Here is an 18129-nt window from a genome sequence, read left to right on the forward strand (position 1 = left end):
CTATTTTTCTCTTTTTATGGCTATAAATAACATCTCATTTTAATTTTATTGACTAGTTTTGAACAAAACAAAGTCCTTCTTTTTTGAAAATTTCTGAAACTCACAACGTAAAAAATATAATAGCCCCTATTCGACTACAAGAATATGCTGTTGGAATTTTCAAAACTATTCCTACAAAATCTGGCATAAAAAAAGCTATTAAAAAAGGATTAGTAAATGTTAATGGTAAAACAGCTACAACAGCTTTATATATTAACGGAGGAGAAACTATTGACTTATTTCAAACAGAAGAAATTCTTAAGAAAAAACAATTTAATTTTCCTTTAGAAATTCTTTACGAAGATGACTACTTAGCTATTATTTATAAACCTTCAGGAATCTTAGTAAGTGGAAATTCTTTTGCTACAATTGACAATGCTCTTACACAAAACCTGCAAAAAAGCACACTAGCTGATGCTACTCGTCCACGCCCTGTACACCGATTAGATTATCCTACAAGCGGACTCTTGCTCATTGGAAAAACTACAACAAGTATTATTGCGTTAAACCAACTATTTGAAAAGAAAGAAATTCATAAAATATATCATGCTATTTGTATTGGTAAAATGAAACTAAATGGAGAAATAGATTCTCCTATAAGTGATAAAAATGCTTTTACTTCGTTTGATGTTATTGAAACTGTTAAATCACCTAGATTTGATTTTTTGAACTTAGTTAAATTAACTCCTAAAACTGGAAGAAAACACCAATTACGCAAACATTTGTTTACTATCGGTAATCCAATTTTAGGTGATAAAGAATACTTTATAAAAGATTTGGTTTTAAACGGAAAGGGATTGTTCTTACATGCATCTACCCTTTCCTTTACACATCCATTTACTAAAGAAACAATCAATATTACAAAAGAACTTCCTAAGAAATTCAAAAAAAATTTTCCACAATAAATCTCCTTTAAATCATCTATCTTTGCCGCATGCGAATAGATATTATTACGGTTGAACCCGACTTAATAAAAAGCCCATTTGAAAATTCGATGATGAAGAGGGCTATTGACAAAGGACTCGCTGAAGTTCATTTTCATAACCTACGAGAATATGGTTTTGGCAACTATCGTCAAATAGACGATTACCAATTTGGCGGAGGTGCTGGAATGGTTTTAATGATTGAGCCCATTGCAAAATGTATTGAAAAACTTCAATCAGAAAGAACATATGATGAAATCATATATATGACCCCCGATGCTAAAACCCTAAATCAAGCTACAGCAAACACTCTTTCATTAAAGGAAAATATTATTATTTTAACTGGGCATTATAAAGGTGTCGACCAACGTGTGCGTGATAAATTTGTTACCAAAGAAATTTCTATTGGAGATTATGTATTAACTGGAGGAGAATTGGCTGCAGCAGTTTTATGTGATGCTGTTATCCGTTTAATTCCTGGGGTTTTAGGTGATGAAACTTCTGCTTTAACAGATAGTTTTCAAGACAACCTACTATCACCTCCTGTATACACGAGACCTTCTGAATATGAGGGAATGAAAGTACCTGAAGTATTATTATCGGGTAATTTTCCTAAAATTGAAGAGTGGCGCTCTCAACAAGCATACAAACGAACTAAAGAAATACGTCCTGATTTGTTAGATTAACTAATAATCAACAATTTATTTATTTTTTTTATCAAAAGAAAAGTTTTAAATTTGCAGCCACAAAATCAACCTCTGACGAAAATCGTGAATGTTGCTTTTATACAACCATAAATAACAAGGAAATGGATTTAGTAAAATTTGTTCAAGACGAATTTGTAACAAAAAACGAATTACCAGAATTCGCAGCTGGAGATACTATTACAGTATACTACGAAATTAGAGAAGGAGACAAAGTTCGTACTCAGTTCTTTAGAGGAGTTGTTATCCAAAAAAGAGGAAGTGGTGCTTCAGAAACATTTACTATCAGAAAAATGTCTGGTACTGTAGGTGTTGAGCGTATCTTCCCTATCAACTTACCATCTATCCAAAAGATTGAGATTAATAAAACAGGTAAAGTACGTAGAGCTCGTATTTACTACTTTAGAGGTCTTACTGGTAAAAAAGCAAAAATTAAAGAAAGAAGACGTTAAAAGCTTCTTATTAAGAAAACTAAAAAACACCATGATAATCATGGTGTTTTTTTATTCACATTTGTTAATAACACACTTATTTAAACTGTTGATAACAAAACACTTAAATCCAACAAAAAGAGATAATTATTTCTTATCTTTGGAAAAGAGTTTACAAAGTAAGTGACGTCAGAGTTATAGTTAGCTATATTAATCACCAAAAGTAAACCTTTAAAGTAACGTTCTTTATATATTTTGTTTTTAAACAGAATCAAGACTAAATACAATCATCATAATTTTTTGATTAATTGTAAGTTATTAATAATTTATAGTTTTCTAGTTATAAGTTTATAAGTATTATTGGTTTATATTTAGCTTAACTAACCTGTTTAAAAACACTGAAGCTTTTATTTTATGAATGGTATAATTTATAAAGTGGAGTTTCTTTTTGAGATGGTAACGTAGCTTTTTCTAAGGAAAAAGCATAAACACTGTTTTATTTGATTATGTAGTAATACAAATCAGTACCTCTTACTATTTCAAGAAAGCCATGTCAATTACAAGAAATTGTTTGATATGGCTTTTGTTTTTAATAACAAAATCTCCATTTCTCTTTTCTAAATTATCATATTCACAACAAAACACCCCAATTAATAATAATTTACTATCAAAAAACTCACCCGTAATTCTTAAATTTGCATCACTTCAAAATATAATTTAATTTATTACTTATAAATATGAATAAGACTGCTAAAATTATGTACACAAAAACGGATGAAGCTCCAGCATTAGCTACTCGTTCGTTTTTACCAATCGTAAAAGCTTTTACAAAATCATCTAACATAGAAGTAGAAACCAAAGATATTTCTCTTGCTGGTCGTATTCTTGCTAATTTTTCAGACTTTTTACCTAAAGAACAACAAGTTGAAGACGCTTTAGCTTTTTTAGGAGATTTAGCAAAAAAACCAGAAGCTAACATTATTAAACTTCCTAACATTTCAGCTTCTGTTCCTCAATTAAAAGCGGCTATAAAAGAGCTACAAGCTTTAGGATATGCTTTACCTGATTATCCTGAAGAAGCTACTACTGATGAAGAAAAAGCAATTTTAGCACGTTATAATAAAGTGAAAGGATCTGCAGTAAACCCTGTTTTACGTGAAGGTAACTCTGACCGTAGAGCTCCAAAAGCTGTAAAAAACTACGCAAAAAAGAATCCTCATTCAATGGGAGCTTGGAGTTCCGACTCTAAAACTCACGTTTCAACAATGACAGAAGGTGATTTTGCACACAGTGAAAAATCAGTTACTGTACCAAATGCAACTAATGTACAAATTGTACATACAGATGATAATGGAAACAAAACTATATTAAAAGATAACTTATCATTATTAGCGAAAGAAGTTATTGATGCTTCTGTAATGAGTAAAAAAGCATTATTAACTTTCTTAGAAGAACAAGTTAAAGACGCTAACGACAAAGGAGTATTATTCTCTTTACATATGAAAGCAACTATGATGAAGGTTTCTGACCCTATTATTTTTGGTCATGCTGTTCGTGTTTTCTTTAAAGATTTATTTGCTAAGCATGGTGATACCTTTAAAGAAATTGGTGTAGATGTAAATAACGGTTTTGGTAACTTACTAAGTAACCTTGAAGAGTTATCTGCTGATAAAAAAGCAGAAATTCTAGCAGATATTGAAGCTATTTACACTAGTAACCCTGATGTTGCAATGGTAAATTCTGACAAAGGAATTACCAATTTACACGTTCCTTCTGACGTAATTATTGATGCTTCTATGCCGGCAATGATTCGTACTTCAGGTCAAATGTGGAATAAAGAAGGAAAGCCTCAAGATGCTAAAGCTGTAATTCCTGATAGTTCTTATGCTGGTTTATACCAAGAAACTATTGATTTCTGTAAAAAGAATGGTGCTTTTGATCCTACTACAATGGGTACAGTTCCTAACGTAGGCTTAATGGCTCAAAAGGCTGAAGAATACGGTTCTCATGATAAAACATTTGAAATTACTTCTAATGGAAAAGTTGAAGTGATTGATGCCAACGGAACTACTTTATTAGAGCATACTGTTGAAGCTGGCGATATTTGGAGAATGTGTCAAACAAAAGACGCACCTATTCAAGATTGGGTAAAATTAGCTGTTACTCGTGCAAGAGCTACAGAAGCACCTGCAGTTTTTTGGCTAGGTGAAGAAAGAGCTCATGATAGAGAGATTATTAAAAAAGTAGAAAAGTACTTACAAGATCACGATACTACTGGATTAGAAATTAAAATCTTATCTCAAGTAGAAGCTACTAAATATACTTTAGAGAGAGTTAAAGCAGGTAAAGAAACTATTTCAGTAACAGGAAATGTATTACGTGATTACTTAACTGACTTATTCCCTATTTTAGAATTAGGAACTTCAGCAAAAATGTTATCTATCGTACCATTAATGAATGGTGGTGGATTGTTTGAAACGGGTGCTGGAGGATCTGCCCCAAAGCATGTTCAACAATTAGTTGAAGAAAACCACTTACGCTGGGATTCTTTAGGTGAATTTTTAGCTTTAGCTGTTTCTTTAGAGCACTTAGGTGAAACAAATGATAATAGTAAAGCAAAAGTATTAGCTGAAACTTTAGATGATGCTACAGATAAGTTATTAGACAACAAAAAAGGGCCTTCAAGAAAAACTGGAGAATTAGACAATAGAGGTTCTCATTTTTATTTAGCTATGTATTGGGCACAAGCTTTAGCATCTCAAGATAAAGATGCTGATTTAAAAGCTCAATTCGCTCCTATTGCAGAAAAAATGGCTACGAATGAAACTACTATTGTTGAAGAATTAAATTCTGTACAAGGTAAAGCTGTTAACATTGGAGGATATTATGAACCTAATGATACTTTAGCTAATGAGGTAATGCAGCCAAGCAAAACTCTTAATAGTATTATACAAAACATATAATTAAACAATTATATAAAATTCAAAAGCAGGTGATAAAATCACCTGCTTTTTTGTTTAAACAATTAAACCAAACAAATTATTAAACAATAATGTCCCCCGAATTACTATTTACTTCTCATAACATTGTTTGGCACATAGTTATGACACGACAAAATTATAATCGTCACATTCTAATTTCTTGAAACTTTTAATTAGTAAATTTGAAGCATGAAGTTTACAAAAACAACCGAACAAGACTCTAACTACAATGATTTAGAAAAAATGAATATTTCTGAATTATTGCTTAACATAAACAAAGAAGATAAAACAGTTCCTTTAGCTGTAGAAAAAGCACTCCCACAAATAGAAAAACTTACTGAACAAATTGTTCTAAAACTAAAAGAAGGTGGACGGTTATTTTACATAGGTGCTGGTACTAGCGGACGATTAGGAATTGTAGATGCTAGTGAGTGCCCCCCAACATTTGGTGTTCCTCACGAATTAGTTGTTGGACTTATTGCAGGTGGCGATTACGCTATTAGAAAAGCTGTTGAATTTGCTGAAGATTCAACAAACCAAGGATGGAAAGATTTACAAGAATATAAAATATCATCAAAAGATGTTGTTGTAGGAATTGCTGCATCAGGTACTACCCCTTATGTTATATCTGCCTTAGAAAAATGCAATGATAATAATATTGTAACAGGCTGTATAACTTGTAATCAAGGAAGCCCCTTGGCATTAACTGCTCAGTTCCCTATTGAAGTCGTTGTAGGCCCTGAATTTGTAACAGGAAGTTCCCGAATGAAAGCTGGAACAGCACAAAAACTGGTATTAAATATGCTTTCTACAGCTAGTATGATTCAATTAGGAAGAGTTAAAGGAAATAAAATGGTTGACATGCAACTATCCAACAACAAATTAGTAGATAGAGGAGAAAAAATGTTAGCTTCTGAATTAAATATCGACCAAAAAACCGCTAGCGATTTATTAAAAAAATACGGAAGTGTTCGTGAAGCTATAAAAAACTTTACTAATGAATAAACCTACTACTTTTGAAACTGGAATAAAAAAACTATTAATTTTCTTAGGGTTACTTATTATTTCTCCCTTAGTTTTAAGTATTGCTTTTAAAGCTTTACGAGCTTTTAAAGAATCTCCTAAAGTTTTTATTGCTTACGGATTGCTTGTAATTGGTATTTTGTTAATACTTTTTACCGTATATTATGGCTTTAAAACATTTAAAACCATATTGGATCACCTTTTCAGCAAATAACTTTTGATTAGAAGCAATTCCATAAAAAAAATAACAGATTGGGAACACTGGCCATCCGCTATGTTTTATCTCCCTAATGTTCCATATGCTTTTTATTTAGCTTATAAAGCAAAACATTTGGCTTTTTTTAGTGCTACTAACCCATGTATAAAAAGCTCTGGAAATGGTACTGAAAGCAAATACGAAACTATATTATTGGTTCCTGAAAAACACCGCCCAAAATCAGTTTTAATTAAACCAAATACTGATTTTGAAATCGTTTGTAAAAATATTCAAGAACAAAAAATCAACTTTCCTTTAATTGCGAAACCTGATATAGGTTTTCGTGGGTTACTGGTTGAGAAAATAACTTCAAAAGACGCCTTAAAAAACTATCTTGAAAAATATACTATTGATATTATTATTCAAGAATTTTTAGATTATGAAAACGAATGTGGTATATTTTACCATAGAAACCCAAAAAATGATTCTGGTAAAATTTCTTCATTAACTTTAAAACGTTTTTTATCTGTTACAGGAGACGGAACTTCTACATTAAAAGAACTTATCCTAGCTGATGAAAGAGCTAAATTATACATAGAGTTATTTTCTAAAATCCATCAAGATAAACTTACAGAAATCCCTATTAAAAACAAGGTTATTAAACTTACGGCTATAGGTAATCATTCAAAAGGAACACAGTTTATTAACGGTAATCATTTAATAAGTGATAAATTAACTACAACCTTTGACAAATTAAGTAAATCAATACCTGGTTGGTACTATGGTCGAATTGATTTAAAATACAATACTTTTGAAGAATTAGAAGAAGGAATCGATTTTAAGATACTAGAAATAAACGGAATAATAGCAGAGCCTACTCACATTTACGATTCGCAAAATTACACCTACTTAAAAGCCTTAAAAGCTATAAGAACACATTGGAAGTCACTCTTTACTATTGCTATTACAAACCACAGAAACTTTAACACCCCATACAAAGATTCTATAAGCTTTCTTAATGAGATCATTTTATTAAAAAAATATACAAAAAAAATTAAACGTCTATCTAAATAGAAAATCTTTTCTATCTTTGTAAGCGAATACATGTTCATGTATTGTTAAGAATCCCCCCGAGTCTTAAGAGCAATTAATTATTTAACTGAATGAGAAGAAGATTACTTTTTTCTTTGATTCTTTTTTGTGCTATTATTATCCCAACTTTTTCTCAAGTTAAAGTTGGGGAGAATCCTTCTTCTATACATTCAAGCTCTATTTTAGAATTGGAAAGTTCAGACAAGGTATTAGTTATTAGTAGAATGACAGATACTCAAATGAACACTATCCAACCTTTACGAGGTGCCTTAGTTTTCAATACTGATCAAAACTGTGTTTTTATGTATGATGGAACTTCGTGGATAAGCTTATGTGATGGTGATTCTGGAAACACAAGAGAATCTATTAAAGTTACAACCTCTTCTACTGCTCCAACTGACAATAACGTAGGTGATTTTTGGATTAACGATACTCTAAACAATACTACTAGTATTTGGGATGGAACCAATTGGATTTCTATAGATAACAACCCAAGAAAAGGTAACGGAAGTCCTAATGCTAGCACAGCTCCTAACCCAACACCTGGAGATGTTTATGTAGATACAACCACTGGTATAATTTATGCCTACGACGGTACAACATGGGTAACATCAAACTCAACAGCATCTGCTAATAATGGGCTTTTGATAAACGCAAGTAACACTATTCAATTAGGTGGTGTATTAATTCAACCTACTACTATTGAAACCAATACTACAAACACGCTAGCTGTTACAGGTTTAGAAAATGGAGACACTACATCTGATGATATAGTTACTGTGGATAGAACTACTGGAGTTTTAAAAAAAATAACTAGCTCTAACTTACTAAGAGAAGAAGTTACAGAAATTACAGCTACAGATGGACAAGTAACCTTTACTGGTCTTACACTATACACAACTGATAAAATTAACGTATACAGAAACGGAGTACGAATAGATTTTACAGTTAATAACGCTACAACAATTACTATAGAACCTGATGCCGTATGCTATGCAGGTGATGAAATACGAATAGTTCAACTTTATTAATTATAATCCTCAATTTAAAAATCTTAAAAACAATTTAACTATCAATTTATGAAAACAATTACAAACAAATTTAAAATCGCATTAGCTGCTATTGGTCTCTTATCCTTAGGTACTGTTAGTGCACAAACAACAACAGGAGATATAACTAAGCAAGCAAATGCTACGTTAAACTCTACAGGTACAGCAGTAAAAGTTGTAGACAATAAAGGTACTATCAAATATTTACAAGCTGTTAACGGTTTAACTTCTTTTACTAACACTACGCCTTCAGGTGGGGTTGTTACTACTTGGCAGTTAGGAGGTACCTTAGAAACAAACACTTCAATTGGTTTAGGTACAAACGAATTCACGATAGATGGTGTAAACTACAAAATTGAAAATATTGCGCAAACAACTGGTACTGCTGCTTCAGCTACAACAACAGCTTCTGACGCTACTAATGCAAATGAATGGACTGTGTTAGTTAGAAATGAGCAAACTGGAAATGTTGAAAAAATATTAGCTACAGACTTATTAAAAGTAGAAGGTATTAGAGTTGAGCACACTCAAGGGGCTGATGCTTCTGCTGATGTTGATATTACAGTAAATGGTTTACCTACTTTAACAGCAGCTACTACTGCAGCAAAATTATTTGTTTATAGAAACGGTGTAAAATTACGTTTTGGTACTGACTTTTCTGTTACTGCTGATACCGTAACCATTAATTATGATGCTGCTGAGTTACCAATGTACTCAGGTGACATCGTAGAAATTCAATATATTAAATAATTTTAATGTCTAAAAACATTAAACATATAAAAACATTTATACTAACTTATGCATTGGTACTATTTACTTTTAGTATCAATGCACAAGAAGTTAGGGTTGTTAATAATAAAGGAACTATACAAACGGTTAACAATAATACTGTAACCACCTCTACAACTACACCAACTAACCCTGTTGAGAATGACGTTTGGTTTGATACAACCAACAATCAAATAAAAATATATGATACTGTAGACGGTTGGAAATTAATCACCTCTACATTAGCTTCTCAAAATATTTACACAGCTAATGGTAATCTCACTGCAAATCGTACTTTAAGTGGTGTAAATAATTTTGGTTTAACATTAGAAAACCTAAATTATCTTCAACTATTTAGCAACAATAGTATTCAAATAAATGGTACTAACAGTACACAAATAAGTAGTGGAGATACTATGCAGGTATCTGCAGGTACTTCAATGCAATTAACAGCCCCCAATAATATTATTTTACAGAGTCCTACAGAATTTAACAGCACCTTATTAGATGTTAACGACTCTGCCGGAACTTCTGGTCAAATACTAAGCTCTACTGGTACAGGTGTTAATTGGATAAATAACCCTGCTCTTGATAACTGGTTAATTACAGGAAATACAGGAACAAACTCTAGTACTAATTTTTTAGGGACAATTGATGATGTAAGAATGCAAATTCGCTCGAACAACACTCCTATCCTTGAGTTTGGAAGAAGAGCTACACTTAATTTAGTACAAAGTTATCCAGATTATGACGATCCTGACCAACCTTTAATGTACTTAAGAGGTAACAATAGTATTTCTGCTCTACAATTTGCAGCTTCTGGCGCTTCTTTTTACAAACCTATGTTTTATACCACTACTAATGGTAGCTTTAGATTAAAAGGAAGCTCTGGAAACACAGATTTATTTGAAATAGGATCAGCAGGTCCTGCAAATGAAGGCCGTTTAGAGTTTATTGTTGGTGATGATGGTAATGAACCTATGATATTTAAACGTTATTTCTATTCTCCTCAAATATATAAAGAGTTCTTTAGAGTTCAAGGTAGTACAACTGGGAGATATGCTAAAACAAGGTTTGGAATAAACATCAACCAACAAGAAATACCTATTTCTGGTGATATTAACGTAAATTATAATAATGGAAGCTTTAATATTGCAAACTCTACTTTACAAGTTCAAGGTTCTATTTCAAAATCTACTTTAACTACAACAAATAATTTAACACTTACTGAAGATCATTATTCTATAATCATTAATGGTAATCATACCATTACATTACCTAATGCTTCTACCTGTGAAGGAAGAGAATATGTTCTTAAAAATATAACTAGCAATAGTATTAATATTTCTAGTTATCGTAATTTATCAAATGTAAATACAAGTTTAATAGAAGCCAATACAGTTTTAAAAATTCAAAGTAATGGGTCTAATTGGCATCAAATAAACAATTCAGCCACTACGACTAGTGGAGGTGCAACTTCAACTTTAACATATATAGATAAATACAACAATGTAAACTCTACAGTAAGAGTAAATGATTTTAACACAAACGGAACTTTAATACCGTTGAATTCTGTTAGGCTTTATAGCGGGCCAATTAATAATAGAAATAATAGTCAAGTACAAATTACTGAAACAGGTTTATATGAAATTACATATACTGTTTCATTGAGAAAAGAAAACGGAAATGACTTCAATAATAGAACTAATAACTCTTTTGAAATAGTTGTATGTCAAAATAATAACCCTATACCTAATACTGGTAGTATAGTAACTCTTATAGGAAATACAAACCAAAGATATGTAAGCGCTTCTAGAACTGTTTTATTAAACCTCACCGCCTATCAAAGCTATGGAATAAAAATTAGAGAAAAAGACATAAATAATTCTGGTGATGTTGTTATTGATGCTAATGCTACAGGTATGACAATTAAAAAGATTAACTAAACATAATAAATTACTTTATTGTAAGAGCTTTTATAATATATAACTATAAATACTGAAGTATTATGAAACTTTTTTTAACTTCATTATTCCTGTTCTTTACTTCTTTTTTTATAAAAGCCCAAACAGCCTTTCATAATTCGGGGAACGTACAGTTACACGATGGTGCTCAAATTGGTTTTCATACAAACTTGATAAATAACGGTACTTTAAACAATAATACTGGATTTGCTGGTTTTTATGCTGATAACGAAACCAGAACTATTTCTGGCACTAACAAAACCATCTTTTTTAATGTAGAAATTGATGCACTACAAAACCTAGAACTATACAATTCTTTAGGTGTACGCAATCAGTTAAGCTTTATCAACGGACAAGTAATTACACCAAGGAATAATACGGATATTTCATTCGATTTCATTGATTATGATTTCTACGCAGGTGAAGATAATGAGCGACATATAGACGGCTACGTCTCTTTAAAGCAAGGAAATAAAAATACATCAAACTTTACCTTTCCTGTAGGAGATGGAGTAATGTTACGTCCTATGAGTTTACCTCACACCAATAAATACTACTTTTTTAAAGGAGCTTATTTTTATGAGGATCCGAATTTCCCTACTAATTTTACTGCTAATTTTTTAACAGACCAAAAGCAAGCTATAATTGAAAATATTAGCAATATTGAATTTTGGGATTTAGACGGAAAAAATGAAACCCAAATTACATTAACATGGAATAGTCGTAGTGATATAGCTTCATTAGCTAATCAAATTTCACAATTAATTGTAGTAGGTTGGAGTAAAACTGAAAATCAATGGGTAAATTTAGATGTATTAGAAGTTACTGGAGACTTGTTTGAAGGAACAATTACATCTGCCTCATTTGTCCCTAACGAGTACGAAGTAATTACAATTGGCTCACTATTAGATGATGAGATTAACACAAATAATAACAATATTTTAATCTCTCCAAATGGAGACAACCTTAACGACTTCTTATTTTTTGATGAAGTAAATGAATACGCTCACAATAAATTGGTAATTTATAATCGCTGGGGAAATATTGTTTATCAAACTGAAGATTACATAAACGACTGGGATGGTACTTCTAACGGAAGATCAACTATTAACAGAGAAGACAAACTTCCTGCAGCTACTTACTTTTACTACCTAGAATTAGGTGACGAACCAAACGCGTATCAAAAACTAAAAAAAGGTTGGGTATACATTAACCGATAATTATTTTACCAGCTCTTTTTTTGGCGTAGTAGGATTGTAACCAAAATCTGCATCTGGTAATTCTATCCCTAATTGATTTATGATAAAACCTATACTAGCAAAATGATGTATTGCATGACTATGTGCTTGTATTAAGGCACTACCCAAGGTATAATTTGCTGTTACTTTTCCTGTCCCTAAATCATCTGTAACAGAAATAATTGTATCAAAATCTTCTGCTTCTAAACAATATAATTGCTCAATAACTTCATTAAAATATGCAATACCAGACTCAGTTTTTTGCTCTGCTAATTGATTACGCTCTCTATCAGAAAAGTCAACGCACTTTTTATTCAGTCCATTAAATATACAGGCAAAAACATCTAGAATATGCCTCATATTTGCTCCTATACTCGAATAATAAGGTGGAATTGATGTATCACTGTATTGTTCATCACTAATCGCTTCTAATAGTTTAATTCCTCTTTGTAAATTTTTATCAATAGCTGCTATCATTCGTAAGTGTAAGTTTTCAAGTAAGTCGTATAAATATAGAACTTTTTACTTGGAGAAATAAATTATTTTTTAAAACCAAATTAAAACACTGAAAACCAAAAACATAAACTAAAACAAAGAATTAAAGTTCAACTTAAAATTAATATTAAAATATTTTTTGGCACGCTCTTTGAAAATTATACATCAACTGCGGAAGCCGAAAAGCATATAGAGTAAGCATAACCCTAAAATTAGCAATTATGAGAACAGGGATACTATTATTATTAGCAATGATGTCATTAACAACTGTAAATGCCGACAACATTGAAAAATCAACTAGCAAAATTGGGGTTACAAACCGTTATAATGACGCTGTTACCTTTGTGGAAAGAGGAATTCAATTTCACGTATTTTTAAACGGAGATTTCGACTTCAATACCCACTATGATAGATACTCAGATTATGGTGTTCGTATTAAACGTGATAGAAGAGGTCGTGTTAGAAGTGTAGGAAACGTTTACATAAACTACGATGCTAGAGGAAATGTAAAAAGAATTGGTAGTGTATTTATGAGGTATAAGTTTGGAAACTTATTTAAAGTAGGAAACTTACATATTCAATACGATAGATGGGGTAATCCAAGATTCAGAGGATTTGTAAAACCAGGACACCGCCATCACCATGACGATGATCATTATTATTACGATGATGGATTTGATGTAAATATCGATATAAACATAGGTGATATTTTTGATTATGATGACGTTTATTTTTACAGAAAAGATTTTGGAAGAAAATATCGTCAGTTTAGAGAAGATAATAATTTTTACTACTACAGAGCGTTACCAAATGCAAAAATTGGAAAGCGTAGTAAAATTATAAAAAGACGTAAACACAAAGCTTTCAAAAACAAAAATATAAAAATAAATACAGAAAAGGAAAGCCTGAACAAAAAGGTAAATCAAGAAGAAACCATGATTAAACAAAAAATCCCTCATCAAATTTGATGAGGGATTTTTTTATTATATTATTTTAATAATTATTTCGCTACGTTTACTGCTCTTGTCTCTCTAATTACAGTAACTTTTACCTGTCCCGGATAGGTCATATCATTCTGAATTTTTTGAGAAATATTAAATGATAATTCGGCTGCTTTAGTATCGTTTACTTTAGCACTTTCTACCATAACTCTTAATTCACGTCCTGCCTGAATAGCGTAAGCCTTTTGTACTCCATTAAATCCAAAAGCAATATCTTCTAAATCTTTTAAACGTTGAATATAAGAATCTAATACTTGACGACGTGCACCTGGTCTTGCTCCTGAAATCGCATCACAAACTTGTACAATAGGAGCTAACATCGTTTTCATTTCTATTTCATCGTGGTGCGCACCGATGGCATTACACACATCTGGTTTTTCTCCATACTTTTCAGCCCATTGCATTCCTAATAATGCGTGTGGTAATTCACTTTCTGTTTCAGGTACTTTACCTATATCATGTAATAAACCTGCACGTTTAGCAGCTTTTGCATTTAAGCCCATTTCAGCAGCCATAATACCACAAAGGTTTGCTACTTCACGTGAGTGTTGTAATAAGTTTTGACCGTAAGAAGAACGATACTTCATACGTCCAACTGTTTTAATCAATTCAGGATGTAAACCGTGAATTCCTAAATCAATTACAGTACGTTTACCTACTTCAATAATTTCTTGAGTAATTTGTTTTTCGGTCTTTTTTACAATTTCTTCAATTCTTGCTGGGTGAATTCTTCCGTCTGTTACTAGTTTATGCATTGATAAACGAGCAATTTCACGACGAACAGGATCAAAACACGATAAGATAATTGCTTCAGGTGTATCATCTACAATAATCTCAACTCCAGTTGCTGATTCTAAAGCACGGATGTTTCTTCCTTCTCTACCAATAATTCTTCCCTTAACGTCATCCGACTCCAAGTTAAATACAGATACACAGTTTTCTACAGCTTGCTCCACTCCTACTCTTTGTATAGTATTTAAAACTACCTTACGAGCTTCTTGTTGCGCTGTCATTTTTGCTTCTTCAATAGTATCTTGAATGAAAGACATAGCATCAGATTTTGCTTCGTCTTTTAATGACGCTACCAATTCGGTTTTGGCTTCATCAGCAGATAATCCAGAAATCTGCTCAAGCATATCTACATGTCGCTTGTGCATTTTTTCTAATTCTGACTCTTTCTTTTCTAAGAATTCTAATTTATAATCAAAATCAGCTTCTTTTTTTTCTAATTGTTTATTAAGTTTTTTGGTTTTATCTAGCTCTGATGATACTTGACTTTCTTTATCTCTTACTCTTTTTTCTACATCAGAAACTTTCTTTTCTCTTGACAGGATTACTTTTTCATGCTCAGACTTAAGTTCTATAAACTTTTCTTTTGCTTGTAAAATCTTATCCTTCTTTATTGCTTCGGCTTCTACTTTAGCTTCTTTAAGTATGCTATTAGCCTCTTTCTTCGTTTCTTGTATTAATTTATTTGCACTAGATTTCTCTAACATTTTAGCAATAAAAAAACCTATTGCTACACCTATAATTCCTGCTAAAACAGGAAATAATATTCCCTCCATAATTTTGATTTGATTGTATAAAAAAAGCCTACATTAATAGGGTTTTAAAAACTCCAAAATAACAAGTTTAGGATTAACTGATTGATCAAGGATCCGAGGTAAAATCGGCTTGCTTTACTAACCACGACTCATCCTTTATAATTGAATAACGTTGAGTTTAACAAACAATGTACTAATGTAGGCAGTATATTAAATAATATATTTTAAAGAACGTTTTATAAATGATCTTCTAGCAAGTTAGTCAATTCATTTATCTTTTGCAATACTTCGGCTTTTTCTTTAGTATTTTTTAACGATACTATTTCTGCTTTTGACGCAAACTGTAAAGCACTCATTGCTAAAACATCTTGCTTATCTGCTACCGCATAACTCTGTTCAAACTTGGCGATCAATTCATTAATACTTTTCGCTGCCTTTCGTAATCCTTCCTCTTCATCGGTACTATTTACACTTAACGGATACGTTCTACCAGCAATTACCACATTAACTTTTATTTTTGCCATGCAAAGAACTTTGTATTATGTGTTCAAAAGAGTAATACATTTATCAATCTCTCGAACTAAAGCATTTATTTTGAGTTTTGTTTCTCTTGTATTTTCGTTACTGCCCTCAATAGTTTTTGCAACTTTAAGCAAATTAAATTGTTTTTGCTGTTCTTCTAATTGCCTCTCTTTTTCTTGTAATAAAACTTGTAACTCCGCGTTATTTTGAAGTAAAACTTTATTTTCTTCTTTCAAAAACTCATAGTTCGAAAGTAAGTTCTTTAACTTATCTTCCAGTAAATGAATTGCTTTTAAAGGGTTACTCATTTATTTTTGAGAATAAAACTATGTTCACAAAGTTATTAATATAACTTATAATTAGCAACTCTTTTATTGTTTTTTACCAAAACACTGATTCTGAACCTTTAAGGTTTTTGTTAGAATTTTACTAGTTTTGCTTTAAAACTATTGCATTTTGAAATTTTATTTTTCTATTATTTTATTAGTCTTTTGTATTAGTGGAAATGCCCAAAACAAATATCCACAAAATTATTTTTCAAATCCTTTAAAAATTCCAGTAGTACTTGCTGGTACTTTTGGAGAATTGAGAAGTAATCACTTTCATTCTGGAGTAGATATTAAAACCCAAGGAAAAGAAGGTATTCCTATTTATGCTCCTGCAGATGGATATGTTTCTCGTATAAAAGTACAGCAATATGGTTTTGGAAAAGCATTGTATATAACACACCCTAATGGTTACACTACCGTATATGCTCATTTAAAACGATTTGAACCAAATATTCAACGATACGTAAAAAACATCCAGTATAAAAAAGAAAAATATAGTACAGGAAATCTTTTCTTAAAATCAGATAAATTTCCTGTAAAAAAAGGACAACTTATTGGTTACACTGGTGATACTGGTAGTTCTGGAGGCCCTCACCTACATTATGAAATTAGAAATACTGAAACAGAACATATTATTAACCCAATGCATTTTGGTTTAACAGCTAAAGATGATAAAGACCCAACAGTTCAAAAATTAATAGCATATCCTTTAAGTGACGACGCAAGAATTAATAATTCTGCATTAGAATCTGTTATTTCTTTTAAAAACAACGGTAATGGTAATTATATAGCTGAAAAAATTACCGCTAGTGGTACTATTGGTTTTGGTATTAGTGTATTTGACCGATTAAACGGAGCATTGAATAAAAATGGAATTTATAGTTTAGAAATGAAGGTTAATGGCAAGCGTGTGTATTATCATGATGTTGAAACCTTTTCTTTTGCTGAAAGTAAATATATTAACTTATTAATAGATTATAAGCACTATAAAAAGTATAGAAACAGAGTACAAAGAACACATAAAGTAAGAGCTAACAGACTTAGTTTATATGAAGATTTAGTAAACAATGGAAAGATTCATATAGAAAACGGAGCTAATTACAATATTGAAATTATAGCCAAAGATTTTAAACACAACACCTCTAAAGTAAGAATACCTGTTAGAGGAACTACAAGTAATTTGGTTTTTAAACAAAAAGACACTACTAACTACAAAATTATAGCAACTGAATTTAATAAATTCCATCAAAAGAATGTAACTGTCGCTTTTCCTAAAAACACCTTTTATGAAGATTGTTTTATCGACTTTAAGGTTGAAAATGGTACTGCTAAAATTCACGAACCTATAATTCCTTTAGACAAACGTTATACACTAACTTTTGAAACTTCATTTTTAACAGAAGATCAAAAACAACATGTATACATTGCTAATGTTACAAATCCTAGATACCCAAGATATACATCTACTAAAAAGAAAATAGACAAAGTATATACCACTACTAAACGTTTAGGTAGTTATGCCTTACGTTTTGACACTGAAAAACCGACCATTCAACTATATAATTTTAGCAATAACCAGTGGATTTCTAAAAATAAAACACTTAAAGTTAAAATTGGAGATAAAGAAACTGGTATTAAAAATTACCGTGCTACTATTGATGGTGAATGGATTTTAATGGAGTATAACCATAAAAAAAGAATACTTACGTACGATTTTAATGATAAAAAGTTGGTAGGTAGCAAACATATTTTTAAACTTGTAGTCTCTGATAATGTGGGTAATACTGAAACAGTTTCAGCAACATTTTTCAGAAAAGTAAACTAAACAAG

General features: G+C 31.2%; 17 protein-coding genes and 1 other RNA gene. 13 read left to right on the forward strand and 5 right to left on the reverse strand.

Annotation, left to right across the window (positions count from 1 at the left end):
* Positions 1-83 precede the first annotated feature (83 nt).
* From C8N27_RS11855 to C8N27_RS11905, 11 genes are all read left to right on the forward strand, one after another.
* Positions 84-944, forward strand: a complete 861-nt coding sequence (locus tag C8N27_RS11855) for an RluA family pseudouridine synthase (protein WP_121147536.1) — start codon at positions 84-86, stop codon at positions 942-944.
* 29 nt (positions 945-973) lie between these two features.
* The gene (gene trmD, locus C8N27_RS11860; RefSeq protein ID WP_121147537.1) at positions 974-1648 is read left to right on the forward strand and encodes a tRNA (guanosine(37)-N1)-methyltransferase TrmD; all 675 of its coding nucleotides are present in this window, start codon (positions 974-976) and stop codon (positions 1646-1648) included.
* A 122-nt stretch (positions 1649-1770) separates the two neighbouring features.
* Complete coding sequence (gene rplS, locus C8N27_RS11865) at positions 1771-2118, forward strand: 50S ribosomal protein L19 (protein WP_099213784.1); 348 nt, start codon at positions 1771-1773, stop codon at positions 2116-2118.
* 716 nt (positions 2119-2834) lie between these two features.
* Positions 2835-5060 (forward strand): NADP-dependent isocitrate dehydrogenase, encoded by a 2226-nt coding sequence (locus C8N27_RS11870; RefSeq protein ID WP_121147538.1) that lies wholly within the window; start codon positions 2835-2837, stop codon positions 5058-5060.
* Positions 5061-5267: 207 nt separating this feature from the next.
* Positions 5268-6083, forward strand: coding sequence for an N-acetylmuramic acid 6-phosphate etherase (gene murQ / locus C8N27_RS11875; protein WP_121147539.1), 816 nt, complete (start codon positions 5268-5270; stop codon positions 6081-6083).
* Positions 6076-6315, forward strand: coding sequence for a DUF6095 family protein (locus C8N27_RS11880; protein WP_121147540.1), 240 nt, complete (start codon positions 6076-6078; stop codon positions 6313-6315). The genes murQ and C8N27_RS11880 overlap by 8 nt, the downstream gene beginning before the upstream one ends.
* Before the next feature lie 3 nt (positions 6316-6318).
* Entirely contained in the window at positions 6319-7371 is a 1053-nt protein-coding gene (locus C8N27_RS11885; RefSeq protein WP_099213788.1) for an ATP-grasp domain-containing protein, read from the forward strand.
* An 89-nt stretch (positions 7372-7460) separates the two neighbouring features.
* Positions 7461-8420, forward strand: a complete 960-nt coding sequence (locus C8N27_RS11890) for a phage tail-like protein (protein WP_099213789.1) — start codon at positions 7461-7463, stop codon at positions 8418-8420.
* Between the two features lie 48 nt (positions 8421-8468).
* Positions 8469-9188 carry a hypothetical protein gene (locus C8N27_RS11895; RefSeq protein ID WP_099213790.1) on the forward strand — a complete coding sequence of 240 codons (720 nt, stop codon included), beginning with the start codon at positions 8469-8471 and terminating at the stop codon, positions 9186-9188.
* 5 nt (positions 9189-9193) lie between these two features.
* On the forward strand, positions 9194-11152 hold the full coding sequence (locus C8N27_RS11900; RefSeq protein WP_099213791.1) for a hypothetical protein: 1959 nt from the start codon (positions 9194-9196) through the stop codon (positions 11150-11152).
* Between the two features lie 62 nt (positions 11153-11214).
* Positions 11215-12390 carry a T9SS type B sorting domain-containing protein gene (locus C8N27_RS11905; RefSeq protein WP_121147541.1) on the forward strand — a complete coding sequence of 392 codons (1176 nt, stop codon included), beginning with the start codon at positions 11215-11217 and terminating at the stop codon, positions 12388-12390.
* Here the strand turns inward: C8N27_RS11905 and C8N27_RS11910 are convergent, their stop codons facing one another.
* Positions 12391-12885, reverse strand: coding sequence for a DinB family protein (locus C8N27_RS11910; RefSeq protein ID WP_099213793.1), 495 nt, complete (start codon positions 12883-12885; stop codon positions 12391-12393).
* A 239-nt stretch (positions 12886-13124) separates the two neighbouring features.
* On the opposite strand from C8N27_RS11910, the gene C8N27_RS11915 reads away from it, so the two are divergent.
* Positions 13125-13871 (forward strand): hypothetical protein, encoded by a 747-nt coding sequence (locus tag C8N27_RS11915; protein WP_121147542.1) that lies wholly within the window; start codon positions 13125-13127, stop codon positions 13869-13871.
* A gap of 32 nt (positions 13872-13903) precedes the next feature.
* Here the strand turns inward: C8N27_RS11915 and rny are convergent, their stop codons facing one another.
* From rny to C8N27_RS11935, 4 genes are all read right to left on the reverse strand, one after another.
* Positions 13904-15469: a ribonuclease Y gene (rny, locus tag C8N27_RS11920; RefSeq protein ID WP_121147543.1), complete on the reverse strand. Its 1566-nt coding sequence runs from the start codon at positions 15467-15469 to the stop codon at positions 13904-13906.
* Between the two features lie 48 nt (positions 15470-15517).
* A non-coding RNA gene (gene ssrS, locus C8N27_RS11925) (6S RNA) lies at positions 15518-15626 on the reverse strand.
* A gap of 58 nt (positions 15627-15684) precedes the next feature.
* Positions 15685-15972 carry a cell division protein ZapA gene (locus C8N27_RS11930; protein ID WP_099213796.1) on the reverse strand — a complete coding sequence of 96 codons (288 nt, stop codon included), beginning with the start codon at positions 15970-15972 and terminating at the stop codon, positions 15685-15687.
* Positions 15973-15987: 15 nt separating this feature from the next.
* A complete protein-coding gene (locus tag C8N27_RS11935; protein WP_099213797.1) occupies positions 15988-16278 on the reverse strand; it encodes a coiled-coil domain-containing protein in 291 nt (96 codons plus the stop codon).
* Between the two features lie 148 nt (positions 16279-16426).
* On the opposite strand from C8N27_RS11935, the gene C8N27_RS11940 reads away from it, so the two are divergent.
* Positions 16427-18124 carry a M23 family metallopeptidase gene (locus C8N27_RS11940; RefSeq protein WP_244174752.1) on the forward strand — a complete coding sequence of 566 codons (1698 nt, stop codon included), beginning with the start codon at positions 16427-16429 and terminating at the stop codon, positions 18122-18124.
* Positions 18125-18129 lie beyond the last annotated feature (5 nt).

This window comes from Tenacibaculum discolor (genome assembly GCF_003664185.1).
In the GTDB taxonomy this organism is placed as follows: domain Bacteria; phylum Bacteroidota; class Bacteroidia; order Flavobacteriales; family Flavobacteriaceae; genus Polaribacter; species Polaribacter discolor.

Bases quoted from the DNA above. Each gene is read 5' to 3' on its own strand.
- trmD (WP_121147537.1), top strand. From the start codon at position 974: ATGCGAATAGATATTATTACGGTTGAACCCGACTTAATAAAAAGCCCA.
- rplS (WP_099213784.1), top strand. From the start codon at position 1,771: ATGGATTTAGTAAAATTTGTTCAAGACGAATTTGTAACAAAAAACGAA.
- C8N27_RS11870 (WP_121147538.1), top strand. From the start codon at position 2,835: ATGAATAAGACTGCTAAAATTATGTACACAAAAACGGATGAAGCTCCA.
- murQ (WP_121147539.1), top strand. From the start codon at position 5,268: ATGAAGTTTACAAAAACAACCGAACAAGACTCTAACTACAATGATTTA.
- C8N27_RS11880 (WP_121147540.1), top strand. From the start codon at position 6,076: ATGAATAAACCTACTACTTTTGAAACTGGAATAAAAAAACTATTAATT.
- C8N27_RS11890 (WP_099213789.1), top strand. From the start codon at position 7,461: ATGAGAAGAAGATTACTTTTTTCTTTGATTCTTTTTTGTGCTATTATT.
- C8N27_RS11895 (WP_099213790.1), top strand. From the start codon at position 8,469: ATGAAAACAATTACAAACAAATTTAAAATCGCATTAGCTGCTATTGGT.
- C8N27_RS11900 (WP_099213791.1), top strand. From the start codon at position 9,194: ATGTCTAAAAACATTAAACATATAAAAACATTTATACTAACTTATGCA.
- C8N27_RS11905 (WP_121147541.1), top strand. From the start codon at position 11,215: ATGAAACTTTTTTTAACTTCATTATTCCTGTTCTTTACTTCTTTTTTT.
- C8N27_RS11910 (WP_099213793.1), bottom strand. From the start codon at position 12,885: ATGATAGCAGCTATTGATAAAAATTTACAAAGAGGAATTAAACTATTA.
- C8N27_RS11915 (WP_121147542.1), top strand. From the start codon at position 13,125: ATGAGAACAGGGATACTATTATTATTAGCAATGATGTCATTAACAACT.
- rny (WP_121147543.1), bottom strand. From the start codon at position 15,469: ATGGAGGGAATATTATTTCCTGTTTTAGCAGGAATTATAGGTGTAGCA.
- C8N27_RS11930 (WP_099213796.1), bottom strand. From the start codon at position 15,972: ATGGCAAAAATAAAAGTTAATGTGGTAATTGCTGGTAGAACGTATCCG.
- C8N27_RS11935 (WP_099213797.1), bottom strand. From the start codon at position 16,278: ATGAGTAACCCTTTAAAAGCAATTCATTTACTGGAAGATAAGTTAAAG.